The sequence below is a fragment of the Acidisoma sp. genome (assembly GCF_035492295.1).
In the GTDB taxonomy this organism is placed as follows: Bacteria; Pseudomonadota; Alphaproteobacteria; order Acetobacterales; family Acetobacteraceae; genus Acidisoma.
Genome location: NZ_DATJJK010000113.1, coordinates 1 through 17818, shown reverse-complemented (window position 1 = coordinate 17818; position 17818 = coordinate 1). Strand labels below are relative to the sequence as shown.

The window sequence follows — 17818 nt, the reverse complement described above, 5'->3', positions numbered from 1 at the left end:
CAGCAGGATGCGCGCCTTCTGACCGGTGAGATCGCCCGCGAAAATGGCGCCCGCATGTGCCAGATCAACGCCGCCGCCATTGCCGTAGACTGGTTTCACGCGCCCCTCGCCGCAGCGCGAGGTGACGAGTACGGGCACGCCCGAAGCCACCGCCGCGCGCGTGGCCTCCACAAAGTCGGGCGGGCAGTTGCCGCGGCCGAACCCCTCCAGCACGAAGCCGCGCGCACCATCGGCCAGCGCCCAGCGCATGAAGCGGTCGTCCATGCCCATGGCCATCTTGATCAGTTCGACACGCGGCTCCACCCCCGGCACGGCACAATGCGGCAGATCGGCGGGGCGGCGATAAAGCCGCACGGCGCCCTCGTCCACGGTGCCAAGCTTGCCGTGATCGGCCGAATTGAAGGTGCCCGGACGCGAGGTATGGGTTTTGCGCGCATCCCGCGCGGCGTGGAATTCCCCATCGAACAGAATGACCGTGCCGATGCCCCGCGCCGCAGGACTCGCCGCCAGACGGATCGCGTCGCTCAGATTGCGCGGCCCATCAGCATCCGCCTCCTCGGCATTGCGCTGGGCACCTGTGAAGACCACCGGCTTGTCGCTCGCAACCGTCAGCCCCGCGAGGAAAGCCGACTCCTCCATCGTATCGGTGCCGTGCGTCACCACCGCGCCCAGCACCGCCGGTTCGGCAAGCAGAGTGCCGATCCGCTCGCCGAGGGAATAGGCCGTGGGCAAATCCATGCGAAAACTGTTGATGTTGCAGAAGGCCTCCGCCCTCAGCGCCACGCCCGGAGGCAGGTCGCGCGCCTGCGCACCCATCTCCTCCGCGCCGATGCTGCTCACGAAGGCCGTCCCCGCCGCATCCTGGCGGGAGGCGATGGTGCCGCCCGTGGTCAGTAGCACGACCGTGCCCTGCGGCTCGGAAACTCCAGTCACGTCCTGTTTCTCCTGTGAAAAATCCAGCGAGCGGCTCAGCCGACCCGCATGAGGCTGACGCCCTCATCCCGCAGCCAGTCGGAGGCCGCACGCCAGCCGGGGCAGAGCACCGCCACCAACGCCCAGAAGCCTGGGCCATGATTGAGGTGGCGAAGGTGGGCGACCTCATGCGCCGCGACATAGTCCTGCACGGCAGGCGGTGCCATGACGAGGCGCCAGCTGAAGGCGAGCGTACCATCTGCCGCGCAGCTGCCCCAGCGGCTCCGCGTATCCTTGATGATGATCCGTCTTGGCTTGAGGCCGGCACCGGCGGCATGCGCCCAGGCGAGGGTCGAGAGGCGCCGCCGCGCCTCCTGGCGGAGAAAATCGGTCACCCGCCGCGGCAGGAAGCTGGCATCGCCGGTCACGACCAGGCTGCCCTCCTCCAGCCAGGCGCCACCCCGCGCAAGCGGACGGTGCTCGATCGGATGCGGCACGCCGGCGATGGGCACCGCCGCGCCGTCCTCGAAGACGATGCCGCTCGGCAGTGCGGCGAGGCGCGTGGCAACCCAGTTGCCGTTCTCCGTCAGCAGCGCCATCCCAGCCCGCTTGGAAGAGCGCGGTGGCAGGGTGACGACGACGACACCGCGTCCGGCGTCGATGCGCAGGCTGATGCGGCGCGCCCGCGCGCTGCGTCGCCAGACGACGTCGGCGATGACGCCCGAAAGCGCCAGGCTTTCGCGGCTCAGCTCAGCCATGGGGCAAGGGGGGGCTTCATGACGGGGGCAGTCTGCCCCAGCCGCCGCCGGAGGCTCAAGCGCATTCGGCGGCGGGGAGGATGGAGGCCGGGCTCAGCGCCCGGTCTTGATGCGGTCGATCAGCTGCCGCACCGTCGGGATGAAGCCGTTGGAATAAAAGGGATCCAGGCCGAAGCGGAAGCCGTTATGGCCGCTGAACATGAGGTTGTGCTCGGCCGTGTAGTCATCCGCCCCGCCATGCACGATGGTCTGCAGTGTCTTCTGGATGCAGAAGCTGCGCGGATCGGCCTTCTTGCCGTTTGAATATTCCGGCGCTTCCTGGCTCCAGTTCGAGAAGCGGCACTGGCTGAGGCAGCCCATGCAATCCACCTGGTCCTGGTAGATCTGAGCGGCGCGGTCCGGCGTCACGAAGACGAGGGTCGTGTCCGGCGTGCGCAGCGCCTCGGTGAAACCCTGCGATACCCACTGCTTCACCCGGGCGAGATCCGGCTTGGTCAGGTAAACGATGCGCTTGCGCGGGCCGACGCCGAATTCGGCGGTGTGCTCGCCCACAACCTCGCTCGTGTAGGCGACCTGCCGATCGCTCCGGCCGCGCAGCTCCTGAATAAAGTCGTTGTTCACGGCGCTGGAATAGAAGCCCGTGGGGCTGAAGCGGTTGAGGAAGACATCCCCCTTCTTCAGGGTCAGCAGCTTCTGCTTCCAGCTGTCCCCGATCGGGCTTTCCTGGGTCAGCAGCGGGCGCGTGCCGAACTGGAAGGCGATCGGACCCAGCTCCTTGTTGTCGATCCAGTCCTCCCATTCCTCAAGCCACCAGACGCCGCCGGCCATGATGATGGGGGTGTCGTCGAGGCCAAATTCGCGCATCTGCTTGCGCAGCGCCAGGACGCGTGGAAACGGATCCTCCGGCTTGGTCGGATCCTCGCTGTTGGAAAGGCCGTTATGGCCGCCAGCCAGCCACGGGTCCTCGTAGACCACACCGCCGAGGAGGTTGGACGCTTTGTGATAGGCGCGCTTCCACAGCGCGCTGAAGGCGCGGGAGGAGGAGACGATGGGGTAGTAGTGGACCCCGAATTTGGTCGCGATGTCGGACAGGCGATAGGGCATGCCGGCGCCACAGGTGAGCCCGTTAATGAGCCCGCGCGCCCCCTCCAGCACGCCGGTGATGACGCGCTCGGCCCCGCCCATCTCCCACAGGATATTGGCGTTGATGCGCCCGCGCCCGCCATTGATCTCATGCGCGCGCTGGGCCTGGGCAATGCCTCCCTTGATGGCAAAGTCCACCAGTTCCTCGTGCCGGTCCCGCCGGGTTCGGCCGTGATAGACCTGAGGGATGGGTTCGCCGTCGGCATCGTAGCTGTCGGCATTGACCGCGCTGAAGGTGCCGACGCCGCCGGAGGCCGCCCAGTTACCGCAGCTTACGCCGTCGCTTACTGCCACGCCCTTTCCGCCTTCGATGAGGGGCAGGATGTCGGCCCCTCCCATCCGGATCGCATTCAGCGCCTTCATCATTCCAATTCCACTGCGCGCAGGCCAAGCCGCGCTGGTCCCCAAAATTCTTTTTCCAAGTGATGGCCATCGTAGAGATGCAGGGCTCTGGCTTTCACCCTATACCCTGATCCCGCCCACTCGCGTCACGGTGCTGTAACCCATGAATGCTTCTTCGCCCAGCCCGCCCCCATCGAGCCTGGCCCGGAGCCATCCCCTGTCTCACCGGCCGCAGGCAGCCTTCTCTCCACCCATTACTGTCTCGGCAGAAGTGGCGGAAGCGTTACGATTGCATAGGCCCGTCGTGGCCCTGGAATCGACGATCATCACCCATGGCATGCCCTATCCCCAGAATCTAGCCATGGCCCATCAGGTAGAGGCGGATTGCCGGGAAAATAAGGCCCTTCCGGCCACCATCGGCCTGCTCGACGGTGAAATCCTGGTGGGCATGACAGAGACGCAGCTACAGGCGCTGGCAGCCAGTCCGTCGCCCATGAAACTCTCCCGTGCCGATCTCGGCTTCGCGCTCGCCATGGGCCGCTCGGGCGGCACCACCGTCTCCGCCACCATGATCTGCGCGGCGCTTGCCGGCATCTCGGTCTTCGCCACTGGCGGCATCGGCGGCGTACACCGCGGCGGCGAGGATAGCATGGATATCTCAGCCGATCTGAACGAACTCGCCCGCACGCCGGTGACCGTCGTCTGCGCCGGCGCCAAGGCGATTCTCGACCTGCCGCGCACCCTGGAATATCTCGAAACCCGTGGCGTTCCAGTCCTCGGCTATCAAACCGACCATCTTCCCGCCTTCTGGAGTGCCGCAAGCCCCTGGCGCGTTCCGCTCCGCGTCGAGAGCCCGCAGGAAATCGCCGCCATCATGGAGGCGCGCGCCCGCCTTGGGCTCGACGGCGGCATGCTGGTCACGAACCCGATCCCGGCGGTCGACGAAATCCCCTTCGACGCCATGAAGATCCTTGTCGATCAGGTGCTGGAGGAAGCCCGGCTGCAGAAAGTGGACGGCAAGGCAGTGACACCGTTCCTGCTCTCCCGCCTGCTCACGCTCAGCGAAGGCCGCAGCCTCACCGCCAATATCGCGCTCGTCCGGAACAATGTTCGCCTCGCCGCCGCCATCGCCTGCGCGAGGACCGGACAGGCTCCGATTGAATGATGACAGCGGCGGTTTTGGACGCTTCAATGGCTGCCATGGATTACATAGACGTCGCGCCGCCCTTTTGCGTGATCGAGCCAGAAGTGCAGACTGCGCCGCTCGTCTTCTCGTCCGCCCATTCCGGCGCGGATTACCCGCCCGACTTCCTGGCCGAAAGCCGGCTGGAGCCGCGCACGCTGCGGCGCAGCGAGGATTTCGGGGTCGACCGGCTTTTCGCCGCCGCGCCTGAATACGGCGCGCCGCTGGTAAAAGCCTTCTTCCCCCGCGCCTATTGCGACGCGAACCGCGAGCCCTGGGAACTCGACCCCGGTATGTTCGAGGACCCGCTGCCGCCATGGGTGAATACGGCCAGCGCCCGCATCGGGGCGGGGCTCGGCACCATCCCGCGGGTCGTGGCCTCTGGTGAGGCGATCTACGAACGCAAGCTTCGATTCGCCGAAGCCGAGGAGCGCATCCGCCGCTGCTGGGAGCCCTATCACCGGGCACTGCGCGATCTCATCGGCCGAACGGTCAGCCGTTTTGGCATCTGCTTCCTGATCGACTGTCACTCCATGCCCTCCAGCATGGGCAGTGCTACGCCTGATTTCGTGCTGGGGGATGCCTATGGCACCGCCTGCAACCCCGATCTCGTGATGCGGACGGAAGCCTGCCTGCGCCGCCTCGGCTACAGCGTGCGGCGGAACGATCCCTATGCCGGCGGCTATGTGACGCGCCAATACGGCCGCCCGCGCGAAGGCGTGCATGCGCTGCAGATCGAGATCGCGCGTGGCCTCTACATGGACGAGCGGCGGATCGAGGCGCATAGCGGCTTTGCCCGGCTGCAGCGAGATGTGACCGATCTCGTCGCCTTCATGGCGACGGACGGCTTCGTCCTGCGCGACTATCGCTGAGCCGGCGCGGGCCGCCCGATGCAACTCGGCATCTACAGCTTCGGCGAGACCACGGTCGACCCCGCGACTGGCCGAGCACCCGATGCCGGCCAGCGGCTACGCGATCTGGTGGAGGAGATCGAACTCGCGGATGCGGTCGGACTCGATGTCTTCGGCGTGGGCGAGCATCACCGGCCGGATTATGCGGTTTCCTCCCCGGCGGTGGTGCTGGCGGCCGCCGCCGGACGGACCAGGCGCATCATCCTGACCACGGCGGTCACCGTGCTGAGTTCGGACGATCCGGTGCGGGTGTTTCAGGATTTCGCGACCCTCGATCAGCTCTCCGAGGGGCGCGCCGAGATCATCGCCGGCCGCGGCTCCTTCGTCGAATCCTTCCCGCTCTTCGGCTTCAATCTCGATGATTACGACGACCTCTTCACCGAAAAGCTCGATCTTCTGATCAGGCTCCGGGACGAGGAGCGGGTGAGTTGGGCGGGGCGCCACCGCCCAGCGCTCGACGATCAGGGGATCTACCCTCGTCCCTACCGGGACAAGCTGCCGATCTGGGTCGCGATCGGGGGTACGCCTTCCTCGGCCGCCCGGGCCGCGCGGCTCGGCCTGCCCATGGCGCTCGCGATCATCGGCGGCGAGCCGCTGCGATTCGCCCCGCTGCTCGACTACTACCGCGACCAGGCGATTCGCGCCGGGCGGAACCCGGCGACCATGCCCATCAGCATCAACAGCCATGGCTTCGTCGCGGAGACGACGGAGGAGGCGGCCGAGACCTTCTTCCATCCGTTGAAATCCGTGATGGACCGGCTGGGGGCCGAGCGCAGCTGGCCGCCCCTGACGCGCGCGGAGTACGACCGGCAACGCGGGTCCGAGGGCCCACTTCTGGTCGGCACGCCGGAGGCGGTCGCGGAAAAGATCCTTTTTCAGCACAGGATCTTCCGCCACCAGCGCTTTCTGCTTCAGGTGGCGGTAGGACCCACGCCGCATGCGACCGTCATGAAGGCGATCGAGCTATTCGGTACTAAGGTCGCCCCCATCGTGCGGGCCGAAGTGGCCCGGCGCGGCTTCTGACCGCCGGCTTGACGGAGCAATGGCTCGGGCGCCTAATCATGGTAGCGATAACAGAACCCAGAAGACCGCCAGAGAGGGAGGCACATCCATGACGCAGCCAAGCGGCACCGGAGACATGCGACCCGAAATCCTTATGATGAACGCCTTGCCGCAATGGGACATGGAGCCGCTGGAGGCCGCCTATCGCATCCATCGCTATTGGGAGGCGGCGGACAAGCAGGCTCTCCTCGCCCGTTGCCAAAACGTGCGCGCCATCCTCACCACAGGCCACATCGGCGCCGATGCCGCGCTCATCGCGGGCCTCCCCGCGCTCGAGATCGTCGCCTGCTTCGGCGTCGGTGTCGACGGGGTGGATTTCGAGGCGACCCGCGCGCGCGGCCTGCCCGTCACCAATACGCCGGATGTGCTGACGGACGACGTCGCCGATCTCGCGATGGCGCTGGCTCTAGCCGTGACACGGCGACTGCCCCAGGCGGATTCCTTCGTACGAGCCGGAAAATGGAAGAGCGGCGGCATGCCGCTCGCGCGGCGTTTCTTCGGCTGTAAGCTCGGCATCCTCGGCCTTGGCCGCATCGGGCTTGCGACCGCCGAGCGCGCCCGGGGCTTCGGCTGCGAGATCGGCTATTTCAACCGCACAGCCAAGCCAGGCCTGCCCTATCAGGCTTTCGAGAGCGTGCAGGCGCTCGCTGGCTGGGCGGATATGGTGATCGTGACCCTCGCGGGCGGCGCCGGCACCCGCGCCATCATGGACCGCGCAGCCATCCAGGCGCTCGGCCCCGAGGGCTATCTTGTGAACGTCTCGCGCGGGTCGACGGTGGACGAGGATGCGCTGATCGAAGCGCTGCAGACCGGAGCGATCGCGGGAGCCGGGCTGGACGTTTTCCTCAACGAGCCCGATATCGACCCACGCTTCGCGGGCCTCGCCAATACCGTGCTGATGCCCCATCTGGGCAGTGCGACGACCGCGACCCGCCGCGCCATGGGGCAGCTGGTGCGGGATAATCTTGCCGCCCATTTCGCAGGCCGGCCGCTGCTGACCCAAGTAGACTGAGGATATCGCCATGCGCACCGTCGTCATTCACGCTGCCAAGGATCTTCGCGTCGAAGAGCGGGACCTGGAGCCGCTTGGTCCCGGACAGGTCGCCGTGCGCATCCGCGCGGGCGGCATCTGCGGTTCGGACCTGCATTATTATCAGCATGGCGGTTTCGGCACCGTGCGCGTGCGCGAGCCGATGATCCTCGGACACGAAATCGCCGGCGAGGTGGCCGAGATCGCGCCTGACGTCACGAGGGTGAAAGTTGGTGACCGGGTCGCGGTCAATCCGAGCCGCCCTTGCCATGCCTGCCGCTTCTGCCTGATGGGCCTGCCCAACCAGTGCCTGAACATGCGCTTCTACGGCAGCGCCATGCCCATGCCCCATATCCAGGGCGGTTTTCGCGAGATTCTTGTCTGTGACGCCACGCAGTGTTTCACGGCGAGCCGCGCCTCGGCTGCGGAATTGGCCATGGCCGAGCCTTTCTCCGTCGTGCTGCACGGCCTCTCCCGCGCGGGCTCCCTGCTTGGCGCGCGCGTGCTGGTAACGGGCTGTGGCCCCATCGGTGCGCTGGTGGTTGCCGCCGCTCGCTTCCATGGCGCAGCTGAAATCATCGTCACCGATATCGTCGATGAGCCGCTGGTGATCGCGAAAACGCTCGGCGCGACCCATGCCTTCAACACGGCGAAGAATCCGGAAGCGCTGGCCCCCTATGCGGCGGAGAAAGGCCAGGTCGATGTCATGATCGAATGCTCCGGCAACGAGCGGGCGCTGCGCGCGGGGATGGAGGTCGTGCGGCCGCGCGGCACCATCGTGCAGCTCGGCCTCGGCGGCGATATGTCGGTGCCGCAGAACATGGTGGTCGCGAAGGAATTCCTCATCACCGGCTCCTTCCGCTTCCACGAGGAATTTCCGCTCGCCGTCTCCCTCATCGACAGTGGGCGCGTTGATCTCTCGCCGCTGCTCACCGGCAGCTACCCGATCGAGGAGGCGGTCGCGGCCTTCGAGCATGCCGGGGACCGGAAGACGGCGATGAAGGTTCAGCTCGCCTTCTGACCCGCGGCAGCCGGCTGGCGCCCAGGCGCCGTCTGCTGCGGCCAAAAATTTTTCTTGAACGAAAAATTTTCTCGCCTACGCTCGCTACCTCACCAGGGGAGACGCGGCGTGGCAGGATTCATCGAGAAGCACGGCCTGTGGTCAGCGGATCAGGCGGCCCAGGCGAAGGAACTGGCCGCGCGCATCAAATCGGAAGGCATCCGCAATATCCGCATCGGCTGGGGGGACCAGCACGGCATCGTCCGCGGCAAGACGGTAACCGCCGGGGAATTTGTGACAGCCCTCAGCGCGGGTAAGGATTTCCAGCTCGTCACCGCGATTTTCGATACGACCAACCACCCGATCGTGCCGCCCTTCGGTGCCGAAAACCATCTCGGCATTCCGGAAATGATCGGCCTGCCGGACGGCGTGCTGGTGCCCGATCCCGCAACCTTCCACGTCCTGCCCTGGGTGCCGCACACGGGGTGGATTCTGGCCGACGCCTATTTCCGCAACGGCCGCCCCTGCCCGCTCTCCACCCGCCAGATCCTTCGCGAGCAACTTGCGAAACTTGCGGCCGACGGAATGGGCATGACGGTCGGTCTCGAATTCGAATTCTACGTCTACAAGCTGCTCGACCCCAAGATGAGCCCGGCCGACAGCGGCTATCCGCCTAGTCCTCCTGAAGTCGAGAACATTGCCCATGGCTACCAGTATCTGACCGAGACGCGGGGCGACGAGGTCGAACCCCTCTATGCCATGCTGCAGGAGAATCTGGAGGCGCTCGGCCTGCCGCTCGCCTCCCTCGAAGACGAATGGGGGCCGGGGCAATGCGAACTCACCTTCGCGCCCCTCCCCGCGCTGGAGGCCGCGGACCGCGCGCTGCTGTTTCGCACCGCGGTGAAGCAGCTCTGCCGACGGCACGGCTATCATGCGAGTTTCATGGCGGTCCCCAAGATCGCCAATAGTTTTCCGAGCGGCTGGCACATGCATCAGTCGCTGACACGCGATGGCGCCAATCTGTTCGCGGCGCGCGAAGGAGATGCGTCACCGCTCTCCATCACCGGCATGCACTATCTCGGCGGGTTGCTCGATCATGCCCCGGCGACCGCGCTGCTCACCACGCCCACCGTCAACGGCTACAAACGCCAGCGGCCGGACGGCTTCGCGCCGTACAAAGCCGCATGGGCGCAGGAAAATCGCGGGGCGATGCTGCGCGTCATCGGCGACGGCGGTGACAGCGCTTCCCGCATCGAAAACCGTATCGGCGACCCGGCCGCCAATCCCTATCTCTATCTCGCCTCCCAGATCATCGCGGGTCGCGCCGGCATCGCGGCTGAAGCCGATCCCGGCGCGCCGGTCGCCGCCGCCTATCTCTCCGAGCGCGCCGTGCTGCCCGGCAGCCTGGGTGAGGCGCTCACCGCCTTTGCCGAGAGTTCGGTTCTGAAGGCGGAACTTGGCGAGACCTTCCACCACTATTTCCACAGCCTGAAGCAGTTCGAATGGAACCGCTTTCTCAGCGCCGTCACGGACTGGGAACACCAGGAATATTTTGAGATGTTCTGACAATGAGCACACTTCATCTCGGTATCGCCCAACTTCGCCCCGCCTGGGGCGACAAGGCACGCACCGTCGAGATCATCACCGCCGCCGTCGCCGAGGCTGCGGCACGGGACATCGACATCCTCGCCTTCTCGGAAACCTTCCTCAGCGGCTATCCGTTCTGGGTCTGCCGCACCAACGGCGCTGCCTTCGACGATGCGCGCCAGGCCCGCGCCTATGCGCAATTCATGGAATCCTCCGTCGAGATCGGCGGCGCCGAATTGGCGCTGGTGAGCGAGGCCGCCCGAGACCACGGCGTCTCGGTCTATCTCGGCGTCAATGAACGGGGCAGCCGCAGCGGGCGCGGCACCGTGTGGTGCACGCTGGTCACCATCGATGCCGAGCGGGGCATCGTCGGCGCGCATCGCAAGCTGATGCCGACGCATGACGAGCGCCTTGTCTGGGGTATCGGCGATGCGCAGGACCTGCGCTGCCACGCCTTCGGCGGCTTTCGCGTCGGCGGTTTGAATTGCTGGGAGAACTGGATGAGCCATGCCCGCGCCGCCCTCTATGAGGATGGCGAGGACATTCATATCTCCGTCTGGCCCGGCAACGAGGCGGTGACGAAGGGGCTGCCGATCTTCGCGGCCCAGGAGGGGCGGATGTGGTGCGCCAGCGTCTGCGGCCTGCTCTCCCTCTCCGACGTGCCTGAGGATTTCGAGTTCTATGCGGATCTTCTGGTCGAAGGGCTGGACAGCATCTTCGCCGGCGGCTCGGCCATCTACGACCCGGGCCAGGCTTGCGTGGCGCGGCTCGAACCGGGGGTCGAGGGTATCGCTTCCGCTCTCATTGACAAGGCAAGCCTGTACCAGGCACGCCAGGGTTTCGACCAGAGCGGCCATTACGCGCGGCCCGATATCTTCGATCTCTCCATCCACCGCCGCAGGCTTGGCCGCGATGGATGAGGCGGCGCTGATCGCGGAATTCTGCCGCAAGCTGAAAAGCATCCGGCGCGCGAAGGACCTGACGCTGGACGAGCTGGCGCGGGCCAGCGGCGTCTCGATCTCGACCATTTCCAAGATCGAGAATGAGCAGCAGAAGCCGGGCTTCGAGACGGTGCTGAAAATCTCCCGCGCCCTGCACGTGAACTTCGTTCATATGCTCGATCCACCGGCTCCCGCCTCTCCGAAGACGGCACGCCGGGTGGTGACGCGCGGCGCGGAAGCCCCGGTCTATCAGAGCGCGCATTACCTCTACGCCGCCCATGCGACGGAGCTTGCGAACAAGACCATGGTCCCGCTGCTGATGCGCATCCGCAACCATGAAGCCCCGCCACTCGCGGATTGGAGCGTACATGACGGCGAGGAATACGCCCATGTGCTGGAGGGCGAGGTGGAACTGCATATGGAGCATTACGCGCCGGTGCAGCTGGCGCGCGGCGACAGTTGCTATTTCGACAGCACCATGCGCCACGCCTATGTCGCGGTCGGGGAGGAGGAGGCGGTGGTGCTCTCGATCTGCCTCTCCATCGTGCCGTTCAAGAGCGAGACGGCCGAGAAGGCCTGAAGGCCGGGCAGACTATCCGAGCGTGACTGCCCAGGGGTGAAAAGTGACCAGTTTCCGCCTCGGAAAGCGGATCCGGAGAAACCGCTTGACGATAAGAGCATATGCTCTTATTTGCCCATTTAGGAGCATATGCTTTTACATTTTGAAGGAGTGAAGCCGTGAGTGACGCTGAGATTCTTGTGAGCGGAGCGACCGGTCGGACCGGTGGCACCGCGATCGACGAGTTGCTCAAGATGGGCAAAAGCGTCCGGGCCTATGTGCGTTCAGATGACGAGCGGGCCACCGCCCTGAGGCAGCGTGGTGTCGATATAGCCGTCGGAGATTTCACCAGTATCGACGCGATCCGAGCCGCGATGGAAGGCATTCGAGCGGCCTATTTCCTTTATCCGATTGCACCGGGCATCATCAGCGCGGCGGCCTATTTCGCACAGGCCGCGAAGGAGGCAGGCGTCTCCGCGATCGTCAACATGTCGCAGATTTCGGCGCGCCGGGAATCAGCGAGCCATGCGGCACAGGACCACTGGGTGTCCGAACGGGTCTTCGATTGGTCAGGCGTCCCGACGACGCATCTCCGCCCCACCTTCTTTGCAGATTGGCTCATCTACCCGCATTTTGGGCGCGAGATCTGGGCGACGAAAAAGATTACATTCCCGTTCGCCAACGGGCGCCACGCGCCGATCGCCGCTGACGATCAAGGACGGGTCATCGCCCATCTCCTGGCCAATCCGCAGGGCCATGAAGGCAAGATCTACACGCTTCACGGACCTGTCGAGATGAACCATAGCGAAATCGCCGCCGCCATGAGCGAGGTTCTCGGAGCGCGGATCGACTATGCGCCGACCTCGATCGAAGCCTTCAAGGACAGGATGGAGAATCTCTATAAGTTTCCTCCGTTCCTGGTCCAGCATCTGGTCGAGGTCGCCCAGAACTATCATGACGGCATTTTCTCGGGCACCAATGATGCCGTGGAAAAGATCACTGGAACGCCGGCACTGTCGGTCCAGGAATTCATCGCTCAGAACCGGGCCGTATTCGCCTGAGCAGGAGTCCACCTATGCCGCCTGCCTTCCGGCATAGCGTGGCTTCCGCATCCTCATCGAAAGAGCAAAGAAATGTTGCCGGTCAATCAGCCTCTTCGAATCGATCAATGCAACTGCTTCGCGATTAGAAAAGCGAACCGCCAGATCTCTCGCTTCTACGATGCGCAGCTTGAGCCGGCGGGCCTGCGGATCACACAATTCCTCACCTTGGCGGCGCTGAAGGAGGTAGGAAGCGCCGCCGTCAATGCTCTTGCCGAACGGCTCGACATTGAGCGGACCGCGATGGGCAAAATGCTTGGCTTTTTGGAACGGGACGGCTTGGTCCGAATCCAGCCCTCACCCACTGATGGCCGAAGCCGCCTTGTTGAACTCACGGACGCAGGTCACCGTCTTTGCGCCGAAGCGATGCCTCTCTGGCAGAAGGCTCAACAACAATTTGAGCAATTGAACGGTGCCGGGAATGTCACCGCTCTACGAGGAGCGCTGAGAAGCGTGGTCGTCGGCGAAACGAAGGCGCGCTCAGCCGAGGACTGAACCTTCAGATCGATTGCCAGGACAAGTCGATGGGGCGACAAGCATCAAGTGAAGGAGAGATACTGAAATGAAACGCCGTCTCGTCGCCGGTCTGGCACTCATCTTCATGCTCGCGGGCTCGGACGCCGGTCACGCCCAGCCTGCGGCGACCTCGACGCCGACCACAAAGGTTCTCGCCATCGGAACCATCAATCCCGGTGCCGACCGGGCAAAGGTGCTTGCGATCCTGCCGAACGAGGTTCGGGATACCGTTAACCTCTATTTGGGTGGCAAGATCGACCAATGGTATTCGTTGCAGGATCGTCCGGGCGTGGCCTTCATCCTGAATGTCACCGACGCCACCGCCGCCCATGAGATGCTCGAAAAACTGCCGTTGGGGCGGGCCCATCTCATGAGCTTCGAACTGATTCCCCTGGGACCGCTCGGCCCGCTTCGCCAGTTCACGGGAACCGCGCCCAAGCCTTAGCAAGCGTCCCTCCGGCCTGTCGCCCTACCCCGCTCGCTCCAAGCGGTAGCAGGCCGAGACGAGGCCGTCCGTTTCCAGCGCCTGGCGGACAGCGACAGCCCCGCCCTCGCTCGCCGGCACCACGCCGAGGCGGGTGAAGAACGGCACCTCGCCCACCGCGCGGGCGCGGAACAGGCGGCCCATGGCTTCCGCCACTGGGCTGCGGGCGACACAGCAGGTGCAGCCCGGCACATGGCCGGTCTCCCGGCTGTCCCAGGCGGCGTTTTCGGCGTCTTCCACCAGCCACATGACATCTGCCGTCGCCGGCTCTGCCGTGCTCGAAAAGAAGACCGGTATGCGTGCGTCGATGCGGACCATACACTAGACATAAACATATCTTTATGTATGTTCAAGGCATGGAGGCTTTCATCACCTCACTTCGTGCCGCGGCCGAGCCGACGCGCATGCGCATCCTCGCGCTCTGCGCGCGCGGCGCCTTCTGCGTGAGCGAGCTGGTGACGATCCTGGGCCAGTCCCAGCCTAGCCTCTCCCGCCATCTCCGCCTTCTCGTCGAGGCTGGTCTGCTGCGCCGGCAGCAGGAAGGCGTCTTCTCCTGGTTCGCCTTGCCTGATGCCGCGAGCCCGCGGGGCGAGCTCGCCCGGGCCCTCATCGCGCGCCTGCCCGAGGATGATCCCGTTCTCGCGACCGACCGCCGCATGGCGGCTCAGACCTTGTCCGAGCGCGCCCGCGCCGCCTCCGAAAGTTTTCGCGACCGCGGGGCCGATTGGGACGAGATGACAGCCCTTGGCCTGCCCAAGGCTGAGGTCGAAGCGGCACTCGCGAATATCGCGGGCGCGCCGCCGCTCGGCCGCGTGCTGGACGTCGGCACCGGCACCGGCCGGGTGCTGGAACTGCTCGGGCCCCGGGCCGAGAGCGGGCTCGGCATCGACGCCAGCCCCCAGATGCTGAAGCTGGCGCGGGCTCGCCTCGCCCAGGCCGGGCTTGCCCATTGCAGCCTGCGCCAGGCCGACATGTATCGCCTGCCCTTGCCCGATGGCACGGCTCAGGACGGGTTTGACCGTACCGTGCTGCAGATGGTGCTGCACCATGCCGAGGACCCCGAGGCCGTGCTGCAGGAGGCCGCCCGCGTGACCCGCACGGGGGGCAAGATCATCGTCGTCGACCTCGCGAAGCATACCGCGCATGAATTGGCGGAGCGGCTCGCCCACCGCCATCGCGGCTTCGCGCCCGCCCGCATGCGCGCCATGATGCAAGCGGCCGGGCTGTCCATTCATGGAACAGTCACCATTCCGGGGCCAATCCCCACCGAAATTTGGAGCGGCTCCGTGCAGACCCGCGCCACCGCCGCCACCGATACGCAACCGCTCGTTTCCGACTTCCGAGAGGCCCATCCATGAGCAGCCGCCCCCATCTTCTCGACGCGCTCCGCGACCAGGTTCTGCTCTGCGACGGCGGCATGGGCAGCCGCGTCCAGGCGCTGACGCTCGACATCGAAAAAGACTTCTGGAACCGCGAGAACTGCACTGAGGTTCTCAACCTTTCCCGCCCTGACATGGTGCGCGAAATTCACAGAGGGTATTTCGAGGCTGGCGCCGACATGGTGGAGACCAACACCTTTGGCGGCAGCCCGATCACGCTCGCGGAATTCGAACTCGAAGACCGCGCCTTCGAAATCAACAAGATCGCGGGCGAACTGGCGCGCGAGGCGGCCGACAGTTTCTCGGACGGGCGGCACCGCTATGTCGTGGGTTCGATCGGGCCGGGCACGAAGCTGCCGACGCTGGGCAATATCGCCTATGATCCACTGGAAGCGGCCCTTGCCGAACAGGCGCGCGGGCTGATCGCCGGCGGCGTGGACGCCATCCTGATCGAGACCTGCCAGGACACGCTGCAGATCAAGGCCGCCGTCAACGGTGCCAAGCTCGCCCGTGCGGAACTGGGACGCGACACGCCGGTCTTCGTGCAGGTGACGGTGGAAACCACCGGCACGCTGCTGGTCGGCCCGGACATCGCCGCCGCCGCGACGGTGATCCACGCCCTGGATGTGCCGCTGATCGGCCTGAACTGCGCCACAGGGCCGCAGGAGATGGCGGAGCATGTGCGCTGGCTGGCGGCCAACTGGCCCGGCCTGCTGTCCGTGCAGCCAAATGCCGGCCTGCCGGAACTGGTCGACGGCCAGACCCGCTACCCGCTGAGCGCCGCGGACATGGCAACCTGGGTGGAGCGGTTCGTTGCCGAGGACGGCATGAACCTGATCGGCGGCTGCTGCGGCACCGACGTGCCGCACATCGCGGCGCTCGATGCGATGTTGCGCAAGCGCGGCAGCTACCGGCCGGCGCCGGTGCTGCGCAAGCCGGTATGGATCCCGTCCGTCGCCAGCCTGTACGGCCAGACGCCGCTGCGTCAGGAGAACAGCTATTTCTCCATCGGCGAGCGCTGCAACGCCAACGGATCCAAGAAGTGGCGGCTGGCGCAGGAATCCCATGACTGGGACAGCTGCGTCGCCATCGGGCGCGAGCAGGCGGCCGAAGGCTCCAACAGCCTGGATGTCTGCACCGCCTTCGTCGGGCGCGACGAGGGCGCGGAGATGGACGAGGTGATCCGCCGCTTCACCTCCTCGGTCAATGCGCCGCTGGTGATCGACAGCACCGAGACGCCGGTGATCGAGCGTGCGCTGAAGCTGCATGGTGGCAAGCCGATCATCAACTCGATCAACTTCGAGGATGGTGAAAAGGCCGCCGAGGACCGCCTGAAGCTGGCGCGCCGTTTCGGCGCCGGCGTGATCGCGCTGACGATCGACGAAGAGGGCATGGCGAAGACACCGGAACGGAAGCTGGCGGTCGCGACACGGCTGGTGCAGTTCGCCTGCGAGAAGCACGGCCTCCCGCAGTCTGACCTGCTGATAGATCCGCTGACCTTCACGATCGCCACCGGCAACGAGGACGACCGCAAGCTTGGCCAGTGGACGCTGGAAGGCATTCGCGCCATCCGCGAGCGCTTCCCGGACATTCAGATCATTCTGGGCCTGTCCAACATCAGCTTCGGCCTCAACCCGGCCGCGCGCGCGGTGCTGAACAGCGTGTTCCTGGACCATGCGGTGAAGGCCGGCATGAGCGGCGCCATCGTGCATGTCAGCAAGATCCGCCCGCTGCATCTGATCGCGCCCGAGGAGGTGAAGGTCGTCGAGGATCTGATCTTCGATCGCCGCGCCGAAGGCTACGATCCGTTGCAGCGCCTGCTTGAGATCTTCGCCGACCGCAAGGCCGCGGACGCGACCGTCAAGACGCGCTCGGAAACGGTGGAAGGCAGGCTGAAGGACCGTATCGTCGACGGTGACCGCAAGGGCCTGACGGAGGAGCTGGACGACGCGCTGAAAACGCATGCGCCGCTGGACATCATCAACGGCATTCTGCTGGACGGCATGAAGGTCGTCGGCGAGCTGTTCGGCGCCGGCAAGATGCAGCTTCCCTTCGTGCTGCAGAGCGCGGAAACGATGAAGGCCGCCGTCGCCTATCTGGAACCGCTGATGGAGCGGGTGGAAGGGCAGGAGAAGGGCACCATCGTTCTCGCCACGGTGAAAGGCGACGTGCACGACATCGGCAAGAACCTTGTCGATATCATCCTGACCAACAACGGCTACCGCGTCGTCAATCTCGGCATCAAGGTGTCGCTGGCCGACATGGTGAGTGCCGCCAAGGAACATCGCGCGCACGCCATCGGCATGTCCGGCCTGCTGGTGAAATCCACTGTCGTGATGCGCGAGAATCTGGAGGAGATGACCCGCCAGGGGATCGAGCTGCCGGTGCTGCTCGGCGGCGCCGCGCTGACGCGCAACTATGTCGAGGATGACTGTGTCCGCGCCTATGGCAGCGGCCGCGTGGCCTATGCGCGCGATGCGTTCGACGGGCTGCATCTGATGGACAAGGTCACCGGCAACGGGTTCGACGACTATCTGGCGGTCCTGCAGTCCAAGCGTGCCGGGAAGGCGCGCAACACCACGCGCACATTGGGCCAGGCCGACGCGAAGGCGTTCCAGCCGGTGGACGTGAACGCGGTGCGGGCGCGCCGCCAGCGCATCGCCGACGGGGTGCCCATGGTCACGCCGCCGTTCTGGGGCGCGCGCATGATCGAGGCGACGCCGAAAGCCATCGTGCCGTTCCTGAACGAGCGCAGCCTGTACCAATTCCAGTGGGGCTTCCGGAAGCAAGGCCGCTCGCTGGACGATTTCCTCGGCTGGGCGAAGCAGGAGCTGCGGCCCGTGATGCGGCGGATGCTCGCACTGTGCGAGTCGGAGGATATCCTGAAGCCACAGGCTGCCTACGGGTATTG

The 17818-nt window shown here is 65.6% G+C and carries 17 protein-coding genes; 13 read left to right on the top strand and 4 right to left on the bottom strand.

Translation table 11 applies throughout. The annotated features are described in order from the left end of the window. The 3 genes from VL752_RS08175 to VL752_RS08165 form a co-directional block, all read right to left on the bottom strand. Window positions 1-933, bottom strand: a 933-nt coding sequence (locus VL752_RS08175; protein ID WP_325353989.1) for an asparaginase, incomplete at its 3' end; no start/stop codon positions are given. Window positions 934-968: 35 nt separating this feature from the next. Then, entirely contained in the window at window positions 969-1670 is a 702-nt protein-coding gene (locus tag VL752_RS08170; protein ID WP_325353987.1) for a M48 family metallopeptidase, read from the bottom strand. 93 nt (window positions 1671-1763) lie between these two features. Then, window positions 1764-3176, bottom strand: a complete 1413-nt coding sequence (locus tag VL752_RS08165) for an NAD(P)H-dependent flavin oxidoreductase (protein WP_325353993.1) — start codon at window positions 3174-3176, stop codon at window positions 1764-1766. Window positions 3177-3318: 142 nt separating this feature from the next. Here VL752_RS08165 and VL752_RS08160 point away from each other — a divergent pair, with 142 nt between their 5' ends. From VL752_RS08160 to VL752_RS08110, 11 genes are all read left to right on the top strand, one after another. Then, window positions 3319-4320 (top strand): pseudouridine-5'-phosphate glycosidase, encoded by a 1002-nt coding sequence (locus VL752_RS08160; protein WP_325353984.1) that lies wholly within the window; start codon window positions 3319-3321, stop codon window positions 4318-4320. Between the two features lie 26 nt (window positions 4321-4346). Then, window positions 4347-5210 carry an N-formylglutamate amidohydrolase gene (locus tag VL752_RS08155; protein WP_408863073.1) on the top strand — a complete coding sequence of 288 codons (864 nt, stop codon included), beginning with the start codon at window positions 4347-4349 and terminating at the stop codon, window positions 5208-5210. 18 nt (window positions 5211-5228) lie between these two features. Next, entirely contained in the window at window positions 5229-6272 is a 1044-nt protein-coding gene (locus VL752_RS08150) for an LLM class flavin-dependent oxidoreductase (RefSeq protein ID WP_325353982.1), read from the top strand. A gap of 88 nt (window positions 6273-6360) precedes the next feature. Further along, window positions 6361-7323: a 2-hydroxyacid dehydrogenase gene (locus tag VL752_RS08145; protein ID WP_325353980.1), complete on the top strand. Its 963-nt coding sequence runs from the start codon at window positions 6361-6363 to the stop codon at window positions 7321-7323. A 10-nt stretch (window positions 7324-7333) separates the two neighbouring features. Then, window positions 7334-8362, top strand: coding sequence for an L-idonate 5-dehydrogenase (locus VL752_RS08140; RefSeq protein WP_325353978.1), 1029 nt, complete (start codon window positions 7334-7336; stop codon window positions 8360-8362). 108 nt (window positions 8363-8470) lie between these two features. After that, complete coding sequence (locus VL752_RS08135; RefSeq protein WP_325353976.1) at window positions 8471-9907, top strand: glutamine synthetase family protein; 1437 nt, start codon at window positions 8471-8473, stop codon at window positions 9905-9907. Window positions 9908-9909: 2 nt separating this feature from the next. Continuing rightward, window positions 9910-10848 carry a nitrilase-related carbon-nitrogen hydrolase gene (locus VL752_RS08130; RefSeq protein ID WP_325353974.1) on the top strand — a complete coding sequence of 313 codons (939 nt, stop codon included), beginning with the start codon at window positions 9910-9912 and terminating at the stop codon, window positions 10846-10848. After that, entirely contained in the window at window positions 10841-11449 is a 609-nt protein-coding gene (locus VL752_RS08125; protein WP_325353972.1) for a helix-turn-helix domain-containing protein, read from the top strand. Before VL752_RS08130 ends, VL752_RS08125 begins: the two co-directional genes overlap by 8 nt. A gap of 158 nt (window positions 11450-11607) precedes the next feature. After that, a complete protein-coding gene (locus VL752_RS08120; RefSeq protein ID WP_325353970.1) occupies window positions 11608-12489 on the top strand; it encodes an NmrA family NAD(P)-binding protein in 882 nt (293 codons plus the stop codon). 72 nt (window positions 12490-12561) lie between these two features. Next, window positions 12562-13023 (top strand): MarR family winged helix-turn-helix transcriptional regulator, encoded by a 462-nt coding sequence (locus tag VL752_RS08115; protein WP_325353968.1) that lies wholly within the window; start codon window positions 12562-12564, stop codon window positions 13021-13023. Between the two features lie 67 nt (window positions 13024-13090). Then, window positions 13091-13489, top strand: coding sequence for a hypothetical protein (locus tag VL752_RS08110; protein WP_325353966.1), 399 nt, complete (start codon window positions 13091-13093; stop codon window positions 13487-13489). Between the two features lie 24 nt (window positions 13490-13513). Here the strand turns inward: VL752_RS08110 and VL752_RS08105 are convergent, their stop codons facing one another. After that, complete coding sequence (locus VL752_RS08105) at window positions 13514-13846, bottom strand: hypothetical protein (protein WP_325353964.1); 333 nt, start codon at window positions 13844-13846, stop codon at window positions 13514-13516. Window positions 13847-13884: 38 nt separating this feature from the next. Between VL752_RS08105 and VL752_RS08100 the strand changes: the two genes are divergently transcribed. Together VL752_RS08100 and metH are read left to right on the top strand one after the other, a co-directional pair. Continuing rightward, entirely contained in the window at window positions 13885-14886 is a 1002-nt protein-coding gene (locus VL752_RS08100; protein WP_325353962.1) for an ArsR/SmtB family transcription factor, read from the top strand. Continuing rightward, window positions 14883-17818: methionine synthase (gene metH, locus VL752_RS08095; RefSeq protein WP_325353960.1), on the top strand; the 2936-nt coding region annotated here is incomplete at its 3' end. The genes VL752_RS08100 and metH, both read left to right, overlap by 4 nt.

Excerpts from the sequence above, each read along its gene's own strand:
- VL752_RS08125 (WP_325353972.1), top strand. The coding sequence starts at position 10,841 with ATGGATGAGGCGGCGCTGATCGCGGAATTCTGCCGCAAGCTGAAAAGC.
- VL752_RS08150 (WP_325353982.1), top strand. The coding sequence starts at position 5,229 with ATGCAACTCGGCATCTACAGCTTCGGCGAGACCACGGTCGACCCCGCG.
- VL752_RS08100 (WP_325353962.1), top strand. The coding sequence starts at position 13,885 with ATGGAGGCTTTCATCACCTCACTTCGTGCCGCGGCCGAGCCGACGCGC.
- VL752_RS08105 (WP_325353964.1), bottom strand. The coding sequence starts at position 13,846 with ATGGTCCGCATCGACGCACGCATACCGGTCTTCTTTTCGAGCACGGCA.
- VL752_RS08170 (WP_325353987.1), bottom strand. The coding sequence starts at position 1,670 with ATGGCTGAGCTGAGCCGCGAAAGCCTGGCGCTTTCGGGCGTCATCGCC.
- VL752_RS08130 (WP_325353974.1), top strand. The coding sequence starts at position 9,910 with ATGAGCACACTTCATCTCGGTATCGCCCAACTTCGCCCCGCCTGGGGC.
- VL752_RS08155 (WP_408863073.1), top strand. The coding sequence starts at position 4,347 with ATGGCTGCCATGGATTACATAGACGTCGCGCCGCCCTTTTGCGTGATC.
- VL752_RS08145 (WP_325353980.1), top strand. The coding sequence starts at position 6,361 with ATGACGCAGCCAAGCGGCACCGGAGACATGCGACCCGAAATCCTTATG.
- VL752_RS08160 (WP_325353984.1), top strand. The coding sequence starts at position 3,319 with ATGAATGCTTCTTCGCCCAGCCCGCCCCCATCGAGCCTGGCCCGGAGC.
- VL752_RS08110 (WP_325353966.1), top strand. The coding sequence starts at position 13,091 with ATGAAACGCCGTCTCGTCGCCGGTCTGGCACTCATCTTCATGCTCGCG.
- VL752_RS08115 (WP_325353968.1), top strand. The coding sequence starts at position 12,562 with ATGTTGCCGGTCAATCAGCCTCTTCGAATCGATCAATGCAACTGCTTC.
- VL752_RS08165 (WP_325353993.1), bottom strand. The coding sequence starts at position 3,176 with ATGAAGGCGCTGAATGCGATCCGGATGGGAGGGGCCGACATCCTGCCC.
- VL752_RS08140 (WP_325353978.1), top strand. The coding sequence starts at position 7,334 with ATGCGCACCGTCGTCATTCACGCTGCCAAGGATCTTCGCGTCGAAGAG.